Source organism: Haloarchaeobius caseinilyticus (genome assembly GCF_051207395.1).
Classification (GTDB): Archaea; Halobacteriota; Halobacteria; order Halobacteriales; family Natrialbaceae; genus Haloarchaeobius.
This window is the reverse complement of record NZ_JBPJZC010000001.1, coordinates 624,957-639,252: the sequence shown is the minus strand read 5'-3', so window position 1 is coordinate 639,252 and position 14,296 is coordinate 624,957. Positions and strand designations below refer to the sequence as shown.

At 63.9% G+C, this 14,296-nt stretch carries 15 protein-coding genes and 1 tRNA gene; 5 read left to right on the top strand and 11 right to left on the bottom strand.

Translation table 11 applies throughout. From position 1 onward, the window contains the following. Nucleotides 1-17: 17 nt before the first annotated feature. The 5 genes from ACSC1P_RS03450 to ACSC1P_RS03430 all read right to left on the bottom strand — a co-directional run bounded on the left by ACSC1P_RS03450 (nt 18) and on the right by ACSC1P_RS03430 (nt 5,360). Nucleotides 18-911: a hypothetical protein gene (locus tag ACSC1P_RS03450; protein ID WP_435358732.1), complete on the bottom strand. Its 894-nt coding sequence runs from the start codon at nt 909-911 to the stop codon at nt 18-20. Nucleotides 912-1,259: 348 nt separating this feature from the next. Next, nucleotides 1,260-2,396, bottom strand: coding sequence for an acyl-CoA dehydrogenase family protein (locus ACSC1P_RS03445; RefSeq protein WP_435358731.1), 1,137 nt, complete (start codon nt 2,394-2,396; stop codon nt 1,260-1,262). 93 nt (nt 2,397-2,489) lie between these two features. Then, complete coding sequence (locus ACSC1P_RS03440) at nt 2,490-3,272, bottom strand: helix-turn-helix transcriptional regulator (RefSeq protein WP_435358730.1); 783 nt, start codon at nt 3,270-3,272, stop codon at nt 2,490-2,492. Between the two features lie 260 nt (nt 3,273-3,532). Then, a complete protein-coding gene (locus ACSC1P_RS03435) occupies nt 3,533-4,759 on the bottom strand; it encodes an alanyl-tRNA editing protein (protein WP_435358729.1) in 1,227 nt (408 codons plus the stop codon). A gap of 67 nt (nt 4,760-4,826) precedes the next feature. Then, nucleotides 4,827-5,360: a helix-turn-helix domain-containing protein gene (locus tag ACSC1P_RS03430; protein WP_435358728.1), complete on the bottom strand. Its 534-nt coding sequence runs from the start codon at nt 5,358-5,360 to the stop codon at nt 4,827-4,829. Between the two features lie 138 nt (nt 5,361-5,498). On the opposite strand from ACSC1P_RS03430, the gene ACSC1P_RS03425 reads away from it, so the two are divergent. From ACSC1P_RS03425 to ACSC1P_RS03410, 4 genes are all read left to right on the top strand, one after another. Continuing rightward, nucleotides 5,499-5,583, top strand: a tRNA-Leu gene (locus ACSC1P_RS03425). Nucleotides 5,584-5,808: 225 nt separating this feature from the next. Then, entirely contained in the window at nt 5,809-7,656 is a 1,848-nt protein-coding gene (locus ACSC1P_RS03420; protein ID WP_435358727.1) for a PA14 domain-containing protein, read from the top strand. Next, complete coding sequence (locus ACSC1P_RS03415; RefSeq protein WP_435358726.1) at nt 7,547-8,701, top strand: plastocyanin/azurin family copper-binding protein; 1,155 nt, start codon at nt 7,547-7,549, stop codon at nt 8,699-8,701. The genes ACSC1P_RS03420 and ACSC1P_RS03415 overlap by 110 nt, the downstream gene beginning before the upstream one ends. A 49-nt stretch (nt 8,702-8,750) precedes the next feature. Then, nucleotides 8,751-9,308, top strand: a complete 558-nt coding sequence (locus tag ACSC1P_RS03410) for a DUF420 domain-containing protein (RefSeq protein WP_435358725.1) — start codon at nt 8,751-8,753, stop codon at nt 9,306-9,308. Between the two features lie 55 nt (nt 9,309-9,363). Here the strand turns inward: ACSC1P_RS03410 and ACSC1P_RS03405 are convergent, their stop codons facing one another. The 5 genes from ACSC1P_RS03405 to ACSC1P_RS03385 form a co-directional block, all read right to left on the bottom strand. Continuing rightward, complete coding sequence (locus ACSC1P_RS03405; RefSeq protein ID WP_435358724.1) at nt 9,364-9,906, bottom strand: GNAT family N-acetyltransferase; 543 nt, start codon at nt 9,904-9,906, stop codon at nt 9,364-9,366. Further along, nucleotides 9,903-10,433, bottom strand: a complete 531-nt coding sequence (locus ACSC1P_RS03400) for a GNAT family N-acetyltransferase (protein WP_435358723.1) — start codon at nt 10,431-10,433, stop codon at nt 9,903-9,905. Before ACSC1P_RS03400 ends, ACSC1P_RS03405 begins: the two co-directional genes overlap by 4 nt. An 86-nt stretch (nt 10,434-10,519) precedes the next feature. Beyond that, nucleotides 10,520-11,071, bottom strand: coding sequence for a GNAT family N-acetyltransferase (locus ACSC1P_RS03395; RefSeq protein ID WP_435358722.1), 552 nt, complete (start codon nt 11,069-11,071; stop codon nt 10,520-10,522). 52 nt (nt 11,072-11,123) lie between these two features. After that, a complete protein-coding gene (locus ACSC1P_RS03390) occupies nt 11,124-11,651 on the bottom strand; it encodes a GNAT family N-acetyltransferase (protein WP_435358721.1) in 528 nt (175 codons plus the stop codon). A gap of 88 nt (nt 11,652-11,739) precedes the next feature. Further along, entirely contained in the window at nt 11,740-12,276 is a 537-nt protein-coding gene (locus tag ACSC1P_RS03385) for a GNAT family N-acetyltransferase (protein ID WP_435358720.1), read from the bottom strand. Nucleotides 12,277-12,389: 113 nt separating this feature from the next. Here ACSC1P_RS03385 and ACSC1P_RS03380 point away from each other — a divergent pair, with 113 nt between their 5' ends. Beyond that, nucleotides 12,390-12,593: a hypothetical protein gene (locus tag ACSC1P_RS03380; RefSeq protein ID WP_435358719.1), complete on the top strand. Its 204-nt coding sequence runs from the start codon at nt 12,390-12,392 to the stop codon at nt 12,591-12,593. A gap of 54 nt (nt 12,594-12,647) precedes the next feature. Here the strand turns inward: ACSC1P_RS03380 and purF are convergent, their stop codons facing one another. Further along, on the bottom strand, nt 12,648-14,129 hold the full coding sequence (gene purF, locus ACSC1P_RS03375) for an amidophosphoribosyltransferase (RefSeq protein ID WP_435358718.1): 1,482 nt from the start codon (nt 14,127-14,129) through the stop codon (nt 12,648-12,650). Nucleotides 14,130-14,296: the final 167 nt, after the last annotated feature.

Sequence of the window (14,296 nt, the reverse complement as noted above, 5' to 3'; positions counted from 1 at the left end):
ATTGCGTCGTCGCGTTGTCAAATTCGCTCTGCCTGTCGGACCGTGACCGGGCCATCACGTCGTTCGTCCGGGGAACAGCGCGGCACGCGGACGACGACTCTGTCCGGTGCGACCGTCGCCGTCGCATCCACGGCCGTGATTGGGTACGGCGGCGCGACCGCCAGCGACACGTCGTCAGTGTGAAAATCAGGGGTTTCGGTGTGGGAGTCGGGTTCGTCGGCTGGTTCTGGCGTTGTGGCCGACGCCGTGACGTCGTATCGCCGCTGCTCTGCAAACACCGTGAGAAACAGTTCACCGTGGCGAACCGACGCTTCGCAACTGAGACTGCGACCCTGCGGTCGCGGGGCCGTGACGCGCAGCTCGTCGTCGTTGTCTTCGACCGCCACGTCGGAATCGCTCGTCGATCGAGCCGTCGTGACCCGGAACAGTCGCTCGCCCACGCTCCTGACCGCCGGCGCGAGTGCCCGCTGGACTGGCGATTCCTCGTCGTCGTCGTACCAGGCGTGCCAGAACGACCGCGGTTCCTCTCGTCGTTCTGGGAGGGAGACCTCCTCACGGACGAATCGGTCGCCCGCCCACTCGAACGAGACCGCGTCGGCGACGACCGGTTGGTCGTCCGGTAGTCGGCGGAGTGCCGGGACGAAGCCGATTCGGGAGTCTTGCTGGTCGTCCTCGTTTCCGGTCTGCACGTCGAGTTTCGCCCCTTCGAGCGTCACCGACTGGGCGACAGCTGCGGCCTGCGTCCGGGTGTATCGCCCACCGTCGTCGCCGACCGCGGTGAACGTCCGCGTGACCTGCGCGCCGTCGCCCAGTGGCTGCAGCGCCACGTCGACTCGCTTTCGGCGCTCGTCCGTCGCGTCGAACGCGCCGAGGAGTTCGTCCACCACGACCCGGGACTCGGGGGGATGCATCGTTCGGGAATCGTCACTATCTGGGATAAAAGTGTGGGAGTATCGTCGTGATGGTGTGCGGATTTTTGCTACAGCGACTGTACAAGGTGGACTGCAGTCTTCGAGTGGATGGATTCGTCTGGAGACGGTACCGCGAATGCCGACGGAACATGACCGCACCGCCCCCGCCCCTCGCCACAACCTCCCCATCCGACTCCTCACTCGCCACGCTTCGCGTCGGCTCGTTCGTCGTCCCTCGCGCGATTTCTGCTCGTAGCCTTCGCTCCGCTCAGGCATACTTGCCAGCGCGCGCCATACCGGTTGCTCGGGTCGTCGACGAAAACCGCAAAATCGGGAACGCTCGTCGGCTCAGTCGAGCAGATTGCGCGCGATAATCTTCTTCTGAATCTCCGAGGTGCCCTCGTAGATGGTGAGAATCTTTGCGTCGCGGTACATCCGCTCGACGGGGAAGTCGGTCGTGTAGCCGTAGCCGCCGTGAATCTGGACGGCTTCGTTCGTCACGTCCATCGCGGCTTCGCTGGCGAAGTATTTGGCCTGCGAGGCGGCGAACGAGGTGGCCTGCACGTCGCCCTCGGCGCGCTTTCGGGCTGCCTCGCGGGTGAGCAGGCGGGAGGCGGTGATACTGGTCTGCATGTCGGCCAGTTTGTGCCGGATGGTCTGGAAGTCCGAAATCGGCTGGTCGAACTGCTCGCGGTCCTGGGCGTATTGCAGTGCCTCGTCGAGGGCGGACTGTGCCAGTCCGGTCGACTGGGCGGCGATGGCGATGCGGCCACCGGTCAGGATGTGGAACGCGGCGGAGAGCCCGCGACCTTCCTCGGTGAGCTGGTACTCGGCGGGGATGCGCACGTCGTCGAACATGAGCGTCGTCGTATCCGAGGCGCGCAGGCCGAGTTTGTCCTCCTTCTTGCCGACTTCGAGACCCGAGACCTCGTCTTTGGGGACGAGGAACTGCGTGATGGAGCCGGGGTCGTCGCGGTCGGTCTTTGCGAACAGGATGATGACGTCGCTTCGCTGCCCGTTCGTGATCCACTGCTTCTTCCCGTTGATGACGAACTCGTCGCCCTCACGGCGGGCCTCGGTGTCCATCTCGGCCGGGTTCGAGCCAGCGTTCGGCTCGGAGAGCGCGAACGCGCCGATGGGTCGGCCGGTGGCCATCTCGGGCAGCCACGCCTCTTTGATGTCCTCGGAGCCGAACTCGGCGATGCACGAGGTCGCCAGCCCGTGGACCGAGAGGGCGGTGGCGACTGACAGCATCCCGTACGCCAGTTCTTCGTTGACGATGGCGTAGGTCATCGGGTCGGCGTCGTAGCCGCCGTACTCCTCGGGGACGGTCAGGCCGGTGAGGTCGAGTTCTGCGAGTTTGTCCCAGACCTCCTCGGGGAAGGACTGTTCCTCGTCGCACTCGCTCGCGTAGGGTCTGACTTCCTCCTCGGCGAACTCCCGGACCACGTCCCGGACCGCCTCCTGTTCTGCGGTCAGTTGCATACCACCGTATACGGACACCGGTGGAAAAAGTTGCCTGATTCGCGTGATGCCGACGGTCGGTTCAGTCGAGCACTCTTCGGGCGGCGCGTCGTCTCACGCAATCGTCAATTCCTCGACCGGCGTCGCGTCGGCCCAGAGCGCGTCGTACACTTCCCGACCCCACTCGACGGCAGCCGACGATTCAGCGACGAGTTCGGTCTGCGGGTCGTAACCGCCATCGAGGCGTGGCAGTGAGAGGTAGGTACCGTCGCCGGTCACCACCATGGCGAATGCTGCGTCGGCGACCCTGATGTCCATGTGGTCGGTCTCGTGTCTGTCCTCGGTCGGCGTGTCGGCCGTCTGTCGCAACACGTCGGGCGTCAAGATGAGTCGTGGGCGCTCGGCCGGCGAGGCGGCGAGGGCACTCGCGAACCGGTCGTCGTAGACCGGGGAGACGATAGCGACCTCGGACGCGTGTTCGATAGCGCTCTCGACGTACCGTGACGCGCGGAAGGGGTCGGTCTCCGGCGAGTGGATGACCTCGGAGCCGTCGAGTTTGTGGAGTTCTCGACGTGACGACTCGGGCAGGGCAGAGAGGTCGTGTGTCGCCCAGTAGTCGGGGGCGGTGTCGACGACGCCTTCGACCGTCTGCACCCGCTCCAGCAAGTCGGTGAACGCCTGTCCAGTGCCGGTCAGTGCCCACGGTCCATCCTCGCGCTCGAAGACGTATCCGCGGCGTTTGAGGCGATTCATCGCATCGTACACCGCAGACTCACTGGCATCTGCGGCTTCGACGACATCCTGTCGCGGTCGTTCTGACGCGGCGAGGACGCCAAGTACCTCCCTGCGAGCGGCCGACCCCCAAATGAACGTGACTCGTTCCGTGGGACCAAACATGACTACAGGTGCTCTCCGAGGGGGTATATCGTTTGTCCCTCGGAAGGTAGTATCAATTTCCACAGGAGACGGAACACTATCCTCGGGGCGGAACAGCGCTAGAAGCACGGAACAGTGGTTTCGGCGCCCAATGACTGGATTTTTACCGATAGTCGTGGAAATCACTGTTGCTGCCTGTCGGTGCCTCTCGGTACGTGCATCCTGCCCATCTCGCACGTACCGCTTTGTTCACCACCAGACTGCAACTGTTCGTGCCGATGCTACTCCGACCGGAGGTCGGCAACGACAGTAGCCGGTGACGCGGTGATACCGCCACACTGCGCGAATCCACTGCTACCACCACCACCGCCGCCGTGGGCCTCGGTTATTGCGTCGACGACCGAGGCCGCGTCGTCGCCCGCACCTGCCGCGACGACCACGAAGGTACCACCCGCGTCACCTGCGACGACTACCACGTCGGCCGCTTCGCCGGCCGACGCTTCCACCTGTTCCCGCACGTCGTTCGGCCCGACACCATCGATGGTCCCCGCGAGCCACGTCGCACCGTCACGCTCGAACGGTTCGAACGCTGCGAGCCGTGCTTCGACGAGTGTTCCACGGAGCGACGACAGTTCTGCCTCGCAGTCGCTCAGTTGCTCACGGAGCGACTGGGCTGCCGCGGGGACTGCATCGGGACTCGTCTCCAGTGCTCGACTCGCGTCGAAGAGCGCGGCCTTTTCGGTTGCACGATGGTCGATGCCTTTGGGACCGACCGCGAACTCGACGCGGGTCAGTCCCTCGCCGGGGTTCGACCGAGAAAGCAGCGTAACCGGGCCGATTTCTCGCGTGTCTCGGACGTGTGTGCCGCCGCAGGCCGCCACGTCCCACGGCCCGTCCGACGGTTCGCCGGGGACGACTTCACCCTCGCCGATGGTCACGATTCGCACTTCGTCGCTCTCGTCGAAGACGCCCGCTTCCGTCTTCGTGTTGAACGAGACGAACTCGTCTTCGCGGACGGTTTCGAGTGGGACCTCCTCCCACGAGACCGACCGTGACTCCCAGACGACCTGATTCACGAGTCGTTCGAGTTCGACCAGCGTCTCGTCGTCGATTTGTGACGTCGTCTCGAAATCGACCCGCACTTTCTCGTCGTCGATACCGAAGCCGCCGTAGCCGAGGTCGTCGAGCAGGCGGCGGCCCGCACCGTAGAGGACGTGACTCGCCGTGTGTGCTCGCATGCAGTACGTCCGATACGTCCAGTCCACGTCACAGAGTACCTCTTGCCCTTCGCGGAACGACGGGTCCTCGGCCAACGTGTGGACGTGCTCGCCGTCGACTTCCTGCACGTCGACGACGGACACGTCGCCGATAGTGCCCCTGTCTGCCGGTTGCCCACCGCTCTCGGCGTAGAAGTAACTCGTTGCCAGTCGGACGGTCCGGCCGTCGATGGCGACGACCTCGGTGGAGAATCGCGTCGAGTACGGTTCGGTCGCGGCGAGTTGCGTCATCGCCACGAGGAGACACGCGCAGTCGACAAAAACACTGTGGGGCGACTACTCCCCGTCGACTTCGCAGTTAGGACTCCGCGAGTTCGATGTCCAGTTGGTCCTCGATGGCCGAGATGAGGCCACCGCCGATACCGGCTTGCGTCGCGCGGCCCTGCTCGATGGCGATGATGTCTGCTTCGTCGACACCGAGTTCGGCTGCGAGTTCCTCGCGCTGAAGGCCTTTCTCCTGGCGCGCCTCGGTGAGTTTCTGGCCGTAGTTCTTCACGAGGTACGGGAGCGGGTCGTCGTCGTAGTTCGTCCCCTCGGCTTCCCAGCGCGAGGAGTCGCCGTCCCAGACGTCGTTGGCCTTGGCTGCGTTCTGGACGGCCCGTCGTTTGCGACTCCGTTCGTCCTGTCCCTGCGAACCGCCGCTCGAACCGCTACTCTGGTTCCCGCGGGACTGCTGCTTCTTGGCGTCGTCGTGGGGAGCGCAGGAGCGACACACTTGCAGCGACGCCCCGGCGACGTTCGCCGTCCGGAGGTCGTTGCTGTCCGCACCGCAGAGTTCGCAGGTGTCGCCGTCGCTGCTACCCGACGAGCCACCCGTCGAGTATTTCGGCATACCATCCACTATCTCGGCGTGACATTTGAATACCCCGCTTTGTCGCGCTTCCCCATGCGACACCCGCCCATCGTCGGTTGAAAAAGACAGCCTTTTATTTATCCCCCCAAAACGAGGGAATGCAGTAAGACACAGCGAGCGTGGGTAGCCAAGCCAGGCCAACGGCGCAGCGTTGAGGGCGCTGTCCTGTAGAGGTCCGCCGGTTCAAATCCGGTCCCACGCATCGCACGGGTGGTCACCAACTCTACCACCCAACACGATGCGGGTGCTCTCCTAACGGACAGCACCCACGCATAATCCTTTCCGATGCAACAACCCACGAGCAGTCGCATTGCTGTTCTCGTGATGCGGGTGTACTGCGTCGGTTGCTTTCGTCGTCGAGTAGCGACTGCTCCGAACACTCGAACGGCCACCACACACATGTCGGCTAGCGTGAAACGATTCTCCAATGAGAGACGACCGTGGCCTCAACGAGCAAATCGCACTGGTGTTGATGGTCGCGGTCGCGTTCGTCGCGGCGGGGGCGGTACTACTCTCCGGCGTCGACCTCACGTCGGTACTCGACGAGCCAGCGCCCCAAGTCGAGTTCGACGTAGCCTACGACGCGACAGACGGCGTGCTGGTCGTGACCCATCAGGGTGGTCAGACGCTCGACAGCGACGACGGACGCGTAACGCTCGTCGTCCAACCGGCCGACGGCGGCGTCGCACAGAACTACACATGGAGTGATGGCGGGGAACTAGGAGCTGGAAATTCGTTCTCACTCAATTCGACCAACAGTGCGGCGTCGGCGACGATGACCTACCCCGGCGGCTTCGAAGCGGGTGACGTGCTGCGCGTCGTCTGGCAACCGTCGGATGCACGGCGAAGTTTCGTCCTCGCACAGTACCGCGTTCCGCGGACCGCCGACCCGACGGTTCGACTGCAGCCAGGGGTGGCGTACGAGTACTTCGAAGCATCGTCGAGTTACACCAGCCTGCCGAACTTCGACAGCGACGTTCCCACGACGGTCGGAAGCACGGATTCGTTCGATATCTCGCTCCGCCAGCGCGGGAGCGACTACGCGTTCCGGTTCACCGGCTACATCGAGGTGCCCGAAGACGGCCAGTACACGTTCTGGACTCGCTCTGACGACGGCAGCGAACTGTTCGTCGACGGGAATCGCGTCGTGGAAAACGGCGGACTCCACGCGCCAGTATCGGCGTCCGGGACGGTGACGCTCTCAAGTGGACTCCACGAAATCACTGTTACACAGTTCGAACACACCGGCGGCGAGGTCCTCGACGTGGCGTGGGCTGGCCCGAGCTTCGGAAAGGAACCGATTCCGACTGGCAGGCTCTCGCACGAGCCGCTCCTGTCTGCCAGTGTCGACGCCACCTGTGTCGGGCTTACCTGTTCGTTCGACGCGAGCGGGTCGACCGACGCCGACGGGAGCATCACCGGGTACCAGTGGGACTTCGGCGATGGGAACACGACTACGACGAGCGGGCCGTCCGTGACCCACACCTACGGCAGTGTGGGCTCTCGGACGGCGACGCTGACCGTCGTCGGCTCGGACGGTGAAACGGCCCCAGCGAGCACGACCGCCGAGGCGGCAGCCATCCGAGGACCGGATTCACCGGGGGCGGTCGAGCAGGGCCTCGACTACGAACACTACGAGGGGAACTGGAACAGCTTGCCGGACTTCGACACGCTGACGCCGACGACCACCGGCGAGACGGACAACTTCGACATCTTCGCTGCCGGACAGGACGGCGAGACGTTCGCCTACCGATACACCGGCTACGTCGAGGTGCCGGAAGACGGCGAGTACACGTTCTGGACCGGGTCTGACGACGGCAGCAGACTGACCATCGGTGACGACGTGATCGTCGACAACGACGGCGTACACAGTTACGAGGAGCAGTCGGGGACCATCGACCTTGCCGCCGGGAAACACGAGATCACCGTGACGTTCTTCGAACGCACTGGACAGGAGACGCTTCGGGTGTTCTGGGCAGGACCGAGTTTCGGTAAAGAGCGCGTCCCCACCAGCGAACTGTCCAGAAACAGTACGTCGCCTGCCGTGTTCGGTGTGGATGGCAGCGGGGGCACGCTGGCCGATACTGTCGATTCCCAGACAGTGAGAATCGGTCTGGCAACTATTACCGGAAGCGACCGATTCTGGGAACGAGGTCAGGTTCCCGATGACGCGAAACCCTCCCTACGACCGACGAACCGTCCTGCAAACGACCGGTATCGCCTTCGCGACCGCCGGACTCGCCGGCTGTCTCGACTCCGGGACGGCCGGTGGTGACCCGGCGACGAGTGATGACGAGCCGACGGCGACGGACACGGCCGAACCGAGCGCGACCGCAGATACGACCAGCGGTGACGACGCAGCGGCCGACAAGAACTCGCCGGTCATCGTCGAGGTCGGCCCCCGAAACGAACTGGTGTTCGAACCCGGCACCGACGAACCGCTCTACATCACGCCAGGAACGACTGTCAGATTCGTCTGGAAATCAGACTCGCACTCGGTAACTGTCGACGACCAGCCGAAAACGGGCCTCTGGGCCGGCCACACGCAGGTGGAAGACGAAGGCTTCGAACACGAGTACACCTTCGACGTGCTCGGGACCTACGAATTCTACTGTACACCTCACGAGTCCGTCGGCATGACGGGCACCATCGTGGTGACCGAGACGGGCGAACCGGAGGAGACGACGACCGAGGAACCGCCGCAGGACGGAAACGTCGTCGAAGTCGCACCTGGCGGCGAGTTCGAGTTTGCGCCGAACGACCTGCACATCGACCCCGGCGAGACGGTCACGTTCGTCTGGCGCTCTGACAACCACAACTTGGACGTCACGAGCGTCCCCGAGGGCGCGACGTGGGAGGGGCACACCTCGGTAGAGAACACGGGCTTCGAGTACGAACACACGTTCGAAACCGAGGGCGTGTACGAATTCCAGTGTGACCCGCACTCGGGGCTCGGCGCCAAGGGACGAATCGTCGTGGGAACGACGAGCGGGCCGGGCGATACCTGTTTACTCGGAGAGGACTGCCCAGCTGAGATACTCGTCGGTGCCGACGGAAGCTACGTGTTCGAACCCGGTTCGAAGGAACCCGCCTACACGAGACAGGGAACGACCATCACGTTCCGCTGGGACTCCGACAACCACAATCTCGCTATCGACGCCCAGCCCGACGGCTCGGACTGGGAGGGGCACGAAACCGTCGAAAATGCGGGCTTCGAACTGGACCACACGTTCGAGGTGTCGGGAACCTACGAGTTCGCGTGTCGCCCACACGAGTCTCTTGGGGAGACGATGACGCTCGTCGTCGAGCCGGTCGAGTGAGCACGTCGACTGAGTAACCACTAACTCCCTGCACTCCCGACTGCCCGACATGGAGAAGACGGTCAAGCGGAACGTTCCGGCGGTGACGGCAGTGTTGACAGTGGTGTCGCTGGCGCTCGTCATCGGCGCGGCGCGCCAACTCATCCCGAAGTCGTTGCTCCCGGCCGCGCCCGCGTGGGTCTTAGACGCGATTCCGCACGTGAACGCGGTCATCAGCGTCGTGGCCATCGGCGTCATCGTCGCTGGGCTGCGCGCCATCAGGGCCGGTGACTACCAGAACCACCGGAAGCTGATGCTCACTGGCGTCGTGCTGTTCGTCGGCTTCCTCGTCCTGTACCTGTACAAGGTCGCGCTGCTCGGCCCCCACGAGTTCCAGGAGACGGGACTGATTCACACCGTCTATCTCGCGATTCTGGCCATCCACATGCTGCTGGCCATCGTCTGTCTCCCGCTGCTGTACTACGTCCTCTTGCTCGCGTGGACGCACCCGATGGCGGAACTGAAGGACACGCGCCACCCCAGTATCGGCCGTATCGCAGCCCCGCTCTGGCTGGTGTCCTTTTTCCTCGGGTTCGTGGTCTACCTGATGCTGTACCAGCTGTTCTGAAGGCGAAAACAGGGAGAGAGGCTACAGAACGGCAGAAGACCCGTTTTTCGACCGACTACCGCTGTTCGCGCCACTGCGACGCCGTGATGACGTAGACGCAGGTGTCGTGGTGTTCGCCACGGGCGAAGATCCACTTCGGGATGGTGGCGACCTGCTCCATGCCGACGGATTCGAGCAGTGCGCGGGACTTCTCGTTGAACTCGAACGCTTCGGCGCGGACCGCGCCGAGTCGCTGTTCTTCGAACAGGTAGTCGATGAACGTTCGCGTCGCGTCGGTGCCGTAGCCTTGGCCGTGGAACGCGGGTGCGAGCCAGCAGCCGAGGATGGTGTTGCCATGTCGGCCGTCGATATAGTGTGTGTTGATGACGCCGACGGGTTCGTCGTCGACCTCGATTGCGAGATGGATGGCAGACGAGTCTTTGTCACACACCTGTTTCTCGAACCACTCCTCTTCCTGTTTCAAGTTGATGGGTTCGCCGATGCCGAGCGAGGTCCTGACCTGTGGGTCGTTGACCCAGTCGCGACAGAACTCGAGGTCGTCCGCTTCGAGCGGCCGGAGGATTACCTCGTCGCCGACGAGGAACGTCGTGTCGCTCACGACCACCACTCGTCCGCCGTGACGACGTAGATGTTCGAGTCGTGGCGCTCACCTTTGACGAAGACCCACTCCGGCAGCGTGCCGACGTGTTCCATACCGATGGACTGGAGCAGCGCGTTCGACTTCTCGTTGAACGCGAACGCCTCGGCGCGAACCGCGGCCATCCGGCGCTCTTCGAACAGATAGTCGACGAGCGTCTCCGTCGCGTCGGTGCCGTAGCCCTCGCCGTGGGCGTCGGCCGAGAGCCAGCAGGCGAGGACGGTGTGGCCGTGGCGTTCGCTCATCCAGTTGGCGTTGATGACGCCGACCGCCTCGTCGTCGGCGACGATGAGGAAGACGAGGCTGTCGTCGGACGAGACTTCTTCTTCGAACCACTCCTGATGCTGCTTTCGGTTGCGGGGTTCCGCGATTCCGAGCGGGACGCGGACCGTCGGGTCGTTGATGGCCTCGACGACGAAGTCGAGGTCCTCCTCTTCGACCGTACAGAGGTCCACCACGTCACCCTCGAGGAAGGTAGCTCCGGGCATGATAGCTGTTTCACAACTCACCGAGTTAAGTCGTATTCAGGTGTGGTAGCAGGTCACGTCGGACCACAGATCTTTACAAATGAAAGTTACAGCCAGTCGTCGGCCGTGGTCGTGTAGAGGCGCACGTCGTGGGACTCACCGTCGACGAACACCCAGTCGGGCCACGTCCCTGTTTGTTCGAAGCCAATGGTTTCGAGCACCTTCGCCGACGCCTCGTTGAAGTCGAAGACGCGAGCCATCAGCGACCGAAACCGGCGCTCGCGGAACGCGTAGTCGACCATCGTTCGTGCGGCGTCGGTCCCGTAGCCCTGTCGGTGGAAGTCGGGATGAACGAAGTAGCCGAGTTCGGCGGTGCCGTGGCGCTCCTGAATTTCGGCGATGGTGACGACGCCGACTGCCTCGCCGTCGGCACAGACCAGCATGTTCACTTCGTCGTCGCACACGGCGACGTTCTCCAGCCAGTCCGCTTGCGAATCGAGATTGTGGGGTGTGTGGTTCCCGACTGGGACCCGAACGTCGGGATGATTGATGGAATCTCGGAGGAATTCGAGGTCGTCTTCTTCGATGGTTCGGAGTTCGACCGTCTCGCCGCGACAGAACACTGCGCCTGGCATTGCGAACGTCTGCGTGCCGGCCATCGTAAGTCCTCCGCAGGTGTGCTGCCACGTCGCACGTCTTGCTTAGGGCAGGTTACTCCCAGTCGTCCGCCGTCGCCGCGAACAGTTTCGCGTCGTGGTACTCGCCGTCGACGAAGCCCCAGTTCGGCAGCGTTCCGCATCGCTCGTAGCCGACCGATTCGAGCAGTCTTGCAGAGGCCTCGTTGAAGGCGTACACCCGGGCGAACACGGTCTGGAGTCGTCGCTGGGTGAACGCGAAGTCGGTGGCCGTCCGCAAGGCGTCCGCGCCGTAGCCCTCGCGCTGGTGGTCCGGGGCGACGAAGTAGCCGACTTCGGCGTGGCCGTGGTGCGAATCGAGGTCGTTGAGCGAGATGGTCCCGACAGCCTCACCGTCGACACAGACGAGCAACTTCACGTCGTCACCCGCACAGACGCGGTTCTCGAACCAGTCTTCCTCCATCGCCATGTTGAGCGGCGTGACGCTGCCGAAGAACGGTCGCACGTCGGGGTCGTTCATCACGTCGCGGAAGAACTCGAGGTCGTCGCGCTCTATCGGACACAGGTCGACGATGTCGCCGGACAGGAACGGTGGGCCGGGCATGGCTGAAACTCGGTGGGTAGGGGCGTAAGCGATTGGGTGGGGACAGTGGCCCTGTCCACTGCACACAGCTACGGCCCACTGCAGACGGTCAGTCGCCGGCCCGCCAGTCGTCGACGGTCATCGCGTACACGAAGTCGTCGTGATGTTCGCCGTCAACGAACAGTTGGTTCGGCACCTCCCCGACCCGCTCGAAGCCGACCGATTCGAGCAATCGGTACGACGGTTCGTTGAACGCGAACACGTGGGCGGTAACGGTCTGAATCCGGCGCTCCTCGAACAGGTAGCGAAGCAGTCGGCGTGTCGCGTCGGCGGCGTAGCCCTCACCATGGAACTCGGGGGCGAGCCAGCACCCGACTTCGGTCGTCCCGTTCTTCTCGTCCATCCGGTGGGCACTGACCTGGCCGACCGGCTCGTCGTCGACGCAGACGAGCAGATTGACAGACTCGTCCGAAGAGACACTCTCTTCGAAGAACTCCTGCGTCTGGCTGCTGTTCTTCGGGTCGGCGCTGCCGAGGCCGATGCGAACCGCGGCGTCGTTGATGTGGTCGTTCAGGAAGTCGATATCTGCCTCTTCGACCGTGTTCAGTGTGACGTCGTCGCCGTGGAGGAACGCAGGACCGGGCATAGTCGTGCGTTTTTCGAGTACCGATAAAAGTGAGTCGGCCTCGCAGTCGGACAGCCGCAAAGCGGGCGTGACTGGCGGCACGATTTATCCCGGCGGAAACGAATATCTCTTCGATGACAGGGGATACAGGAGACTCCGAGCGGCGAACCGGTGGCCGGGTGCTGGAGGCGCTGGTACTCGTGTTCGCCGTGGTCATGCTCGTGCTCGGTGTCGGGCAGTTGACCGATACGATTACGTACACGCTGCCGGGAGTGGTCTACTTCGCGTTCGCTGCCCTGCTCCTCGGGCAGGCGTATCGACAACAGAAGCGGTCGTGAAGCAGCAGCGGTCGTGAAACAGCAGCGGCCCTGACCGCCAGAAGGTGAACTCGTTCAGTCGTCGGCGACGAGGTCCGCACCCTCGATGACGGGGCGTTCGACCTCCCGGTCGGTCGGTTCGCCCTCGATCTCGTAGGGGTACTCGCCAGTCACACAGCCGAGACAGAGGTCGGCGCGGGAACTGTCGAGTGCGGCGGCGACGGCATCGATGGAGAGGTACGCCAGCGAGTCGGCGTCGATTACGTCGCGGATGTCCTCGGTGGTCTTTCCGGCCGCGATGAGTTCCTCTCTCGTGGCCATGTCGATGCCCATGTAGCAGGGCGCGACGATGGGCGGCGCGCCGATGCGCATGTGGACTTCCTCGGCACCGCAGTCTTTGAGCAGGCTCACGAGTTGGTTCGAGGTCGTCCCGCGGACGATGGAGTCGTCGATGATGGTGACCGTCTTGCCCTCGACGGTCGACTTGATGGGGTTCAGCTTCAGGCGGACTGCGCGCTCGCGCTCGTCCTGCGTCGGCATGATGAACGTCCGGCCGACGTAGCGATTCTTCATCAGGCCCTCCGCGAACTCGGTCTCTGCACCGTCTTCCTGTGCGGCCTCGGCGTAGCCGGAGGCGAACGCACGCCCGGAGTCGGGCACGGGCATGACCACGTCCGTCTCGATGCCGGACTCTTCCCAGAGGTGGCGACCGAGTTCACGCCGGACCTCGTAGACGAGTTTCTCGTCGATGACGGAGTCGGGTCGGGCGAAGTAGACGTGTTCGAAGAAGCAGTGTGCAGTGTTCTCGCGCTCGACGAGCTGGTAGGAGTCGAACCCGGTGCCGTCCTCGTGGAGCACGACGAGTTCGCCCGGGGCCACGTCGCGGACGAGTTCGCCGTCCAGCGTGTCGATAGCCGCCGATTCGGACGCGATGACGTACCCGTCGTCGAGTTCGCCGATGCAGAGCGGCCGGTTCCCTTCGGGGTCACGCACGCCGAGGACGGTGTCGTCGTGCATGATGGTGAGCGAGTACGAGCCGTGGATTCGGCTCATGGTTCGCTTGACGGCGCGGACGAGGTCGGCCTCGAGGAGGTTACGCGCGAGGTCGTGTGCGATGACCTCCGTGTCGCCGTCGGAGGTGAAGGCATGGCCCATCCCCGCGAGTTCGTCGCGAATTTCGTCGGCGTTGACGAGGTTGCCGTTGTGACTCAGCGCGAGCGAGCCGGACTTGAACGACACAGTGAACGGCTGGGCACAGGACTTGTCGACGCTCCCGGCGGTCGGGTAGCGGACGTGGCCGATACCCGACTCGCCGTTGAGCGCCTCGATGTCCGACTGCGAGAAGGCGTCGCCGACCAGTCCCATCGAGACGTGGTCGTGCTGTTGGAACCCGTCGTGGGTGACGATACCGGCGGACTCCTGCCCACGGTGCTGGAGCGCGTAGAGTGAGTAGTACAGCGGTCGCGCGGCGGCGCGGTCGGCGAGAGCGACGCCCACGACGCCACATTTCTCCGTCGGACCCTCCATCGGTGGGCGTGTGCCCGGCCCGTCTGTCATGGTCGTGAGTCGGGTGGTCGAGTACAAAAATCCCCGTGGTTGTGCCCTACTCCCGCCCCGAACCCCACGATATATACACATTTGTGCATATGTTTGTCGGCGTCGGTGTGTTCATCCACCGCTGTCGGTGTCGAAGCCTGTCGACGCCGGTGATTCCGGTGCAGCCG

Coding starts and splice junctions, on each gene's coding strand:
- ACSC1P_RS03450 (WP_435358732.1), bottom strand. CDS start 911: ATGCATCCCCCCGAGTCCCGGGTCGTGGTGGACGAACTCCTCGGCGCG.
- ACSC1P_RS03445 (WP_435358731.1), bottom strand. CDS start 2,396: ATGCAACTGACCGCAGAACAGGAGGCGGTCCGGGACGTGGTCCGGGAG.
- ACSC1P_RS03440 (WP_435358730.1), bottom strand. CDS start 3,272: ATGTTTGGTCCCACGGAACGAGTCACGTTCATTTGGGGGTCGGCCGCT.
- ACSC1P_RS03435 (WP_435358729.1), bottom strand. CDS start 4,759: ATGACGCAACTCGCCGCGACCGAACCGTACTCGACGCGATTCTCCACC.
- ACSC1P_RS03430 (WP_435358728.1), bottom strand. CDS start 5,360: ATGCCGAAATACTCGACGGGTGGCTCGTCGGGTAGCAGCGACGGCGAC.
- ACSC1P_RS03420 (WP_435358727.1), top strand. CDS start 5,809: ATGAGAGACGACCGTGGCCTCAACGAGCAAATCGCACTGGTGTTGATG.
- ACSC1P_RS03415 (WP_435358726.1), top strand. CDS start 7,547: ATGACGCGAAACCCTCCCTACGACCGACGAACCGTCCTGCAAACGACC.
- ACSC1P_RS03410 (WP_435358725.1), top strand. CDS start 8,751: ATGGAGAAGACGGTCAAGCGGAACGTTCCGGCGGTGACGGCAGTGTTG.
- ACSC1P_RS03400 (WP_435358723.1), bottom strand. CDS start 10,433: ATGCCCGGAGCTACCTTCCTCGAGGGTGACGTGGTGGACCTCTGTACG.
- ACSC1P_RS03395 (WP_435358722.1), bottom strand. CDS start 11,071: ATGGCCGGCACGCAGACGTTCGCAATGCCAGGCGCAGTGTTCTGTCGC.
- ACSC1P_RS03390 (WP_435358721.1), bottom strand. CDS start 11,651: ATGCCCGGCCCACCGTTCCTGTCCGGCGACATCGTCGACCTGTGTCCG.
- ACSC1P_RS03385 (WP_435358720.1), bottom strand. CDS start 12,276: ATGCCCGGTCCTGCGTTCCTCCACGGCGACGACGTCACACTGAACACG.
- ACSC1P_RS03380 (WP_435358719.1), top strand. CDS start 12,390: ATGACAGGGGATACAGGAGACTCCGAGCGGCGAACCGGTGGCCGGGTG.
- purF (WP_435358718.1), bottom strand. CDS start 14,129: ATGACAGACGGGCCGGGCACACGCCCACCGATGGAGGGTCCGACGGAG.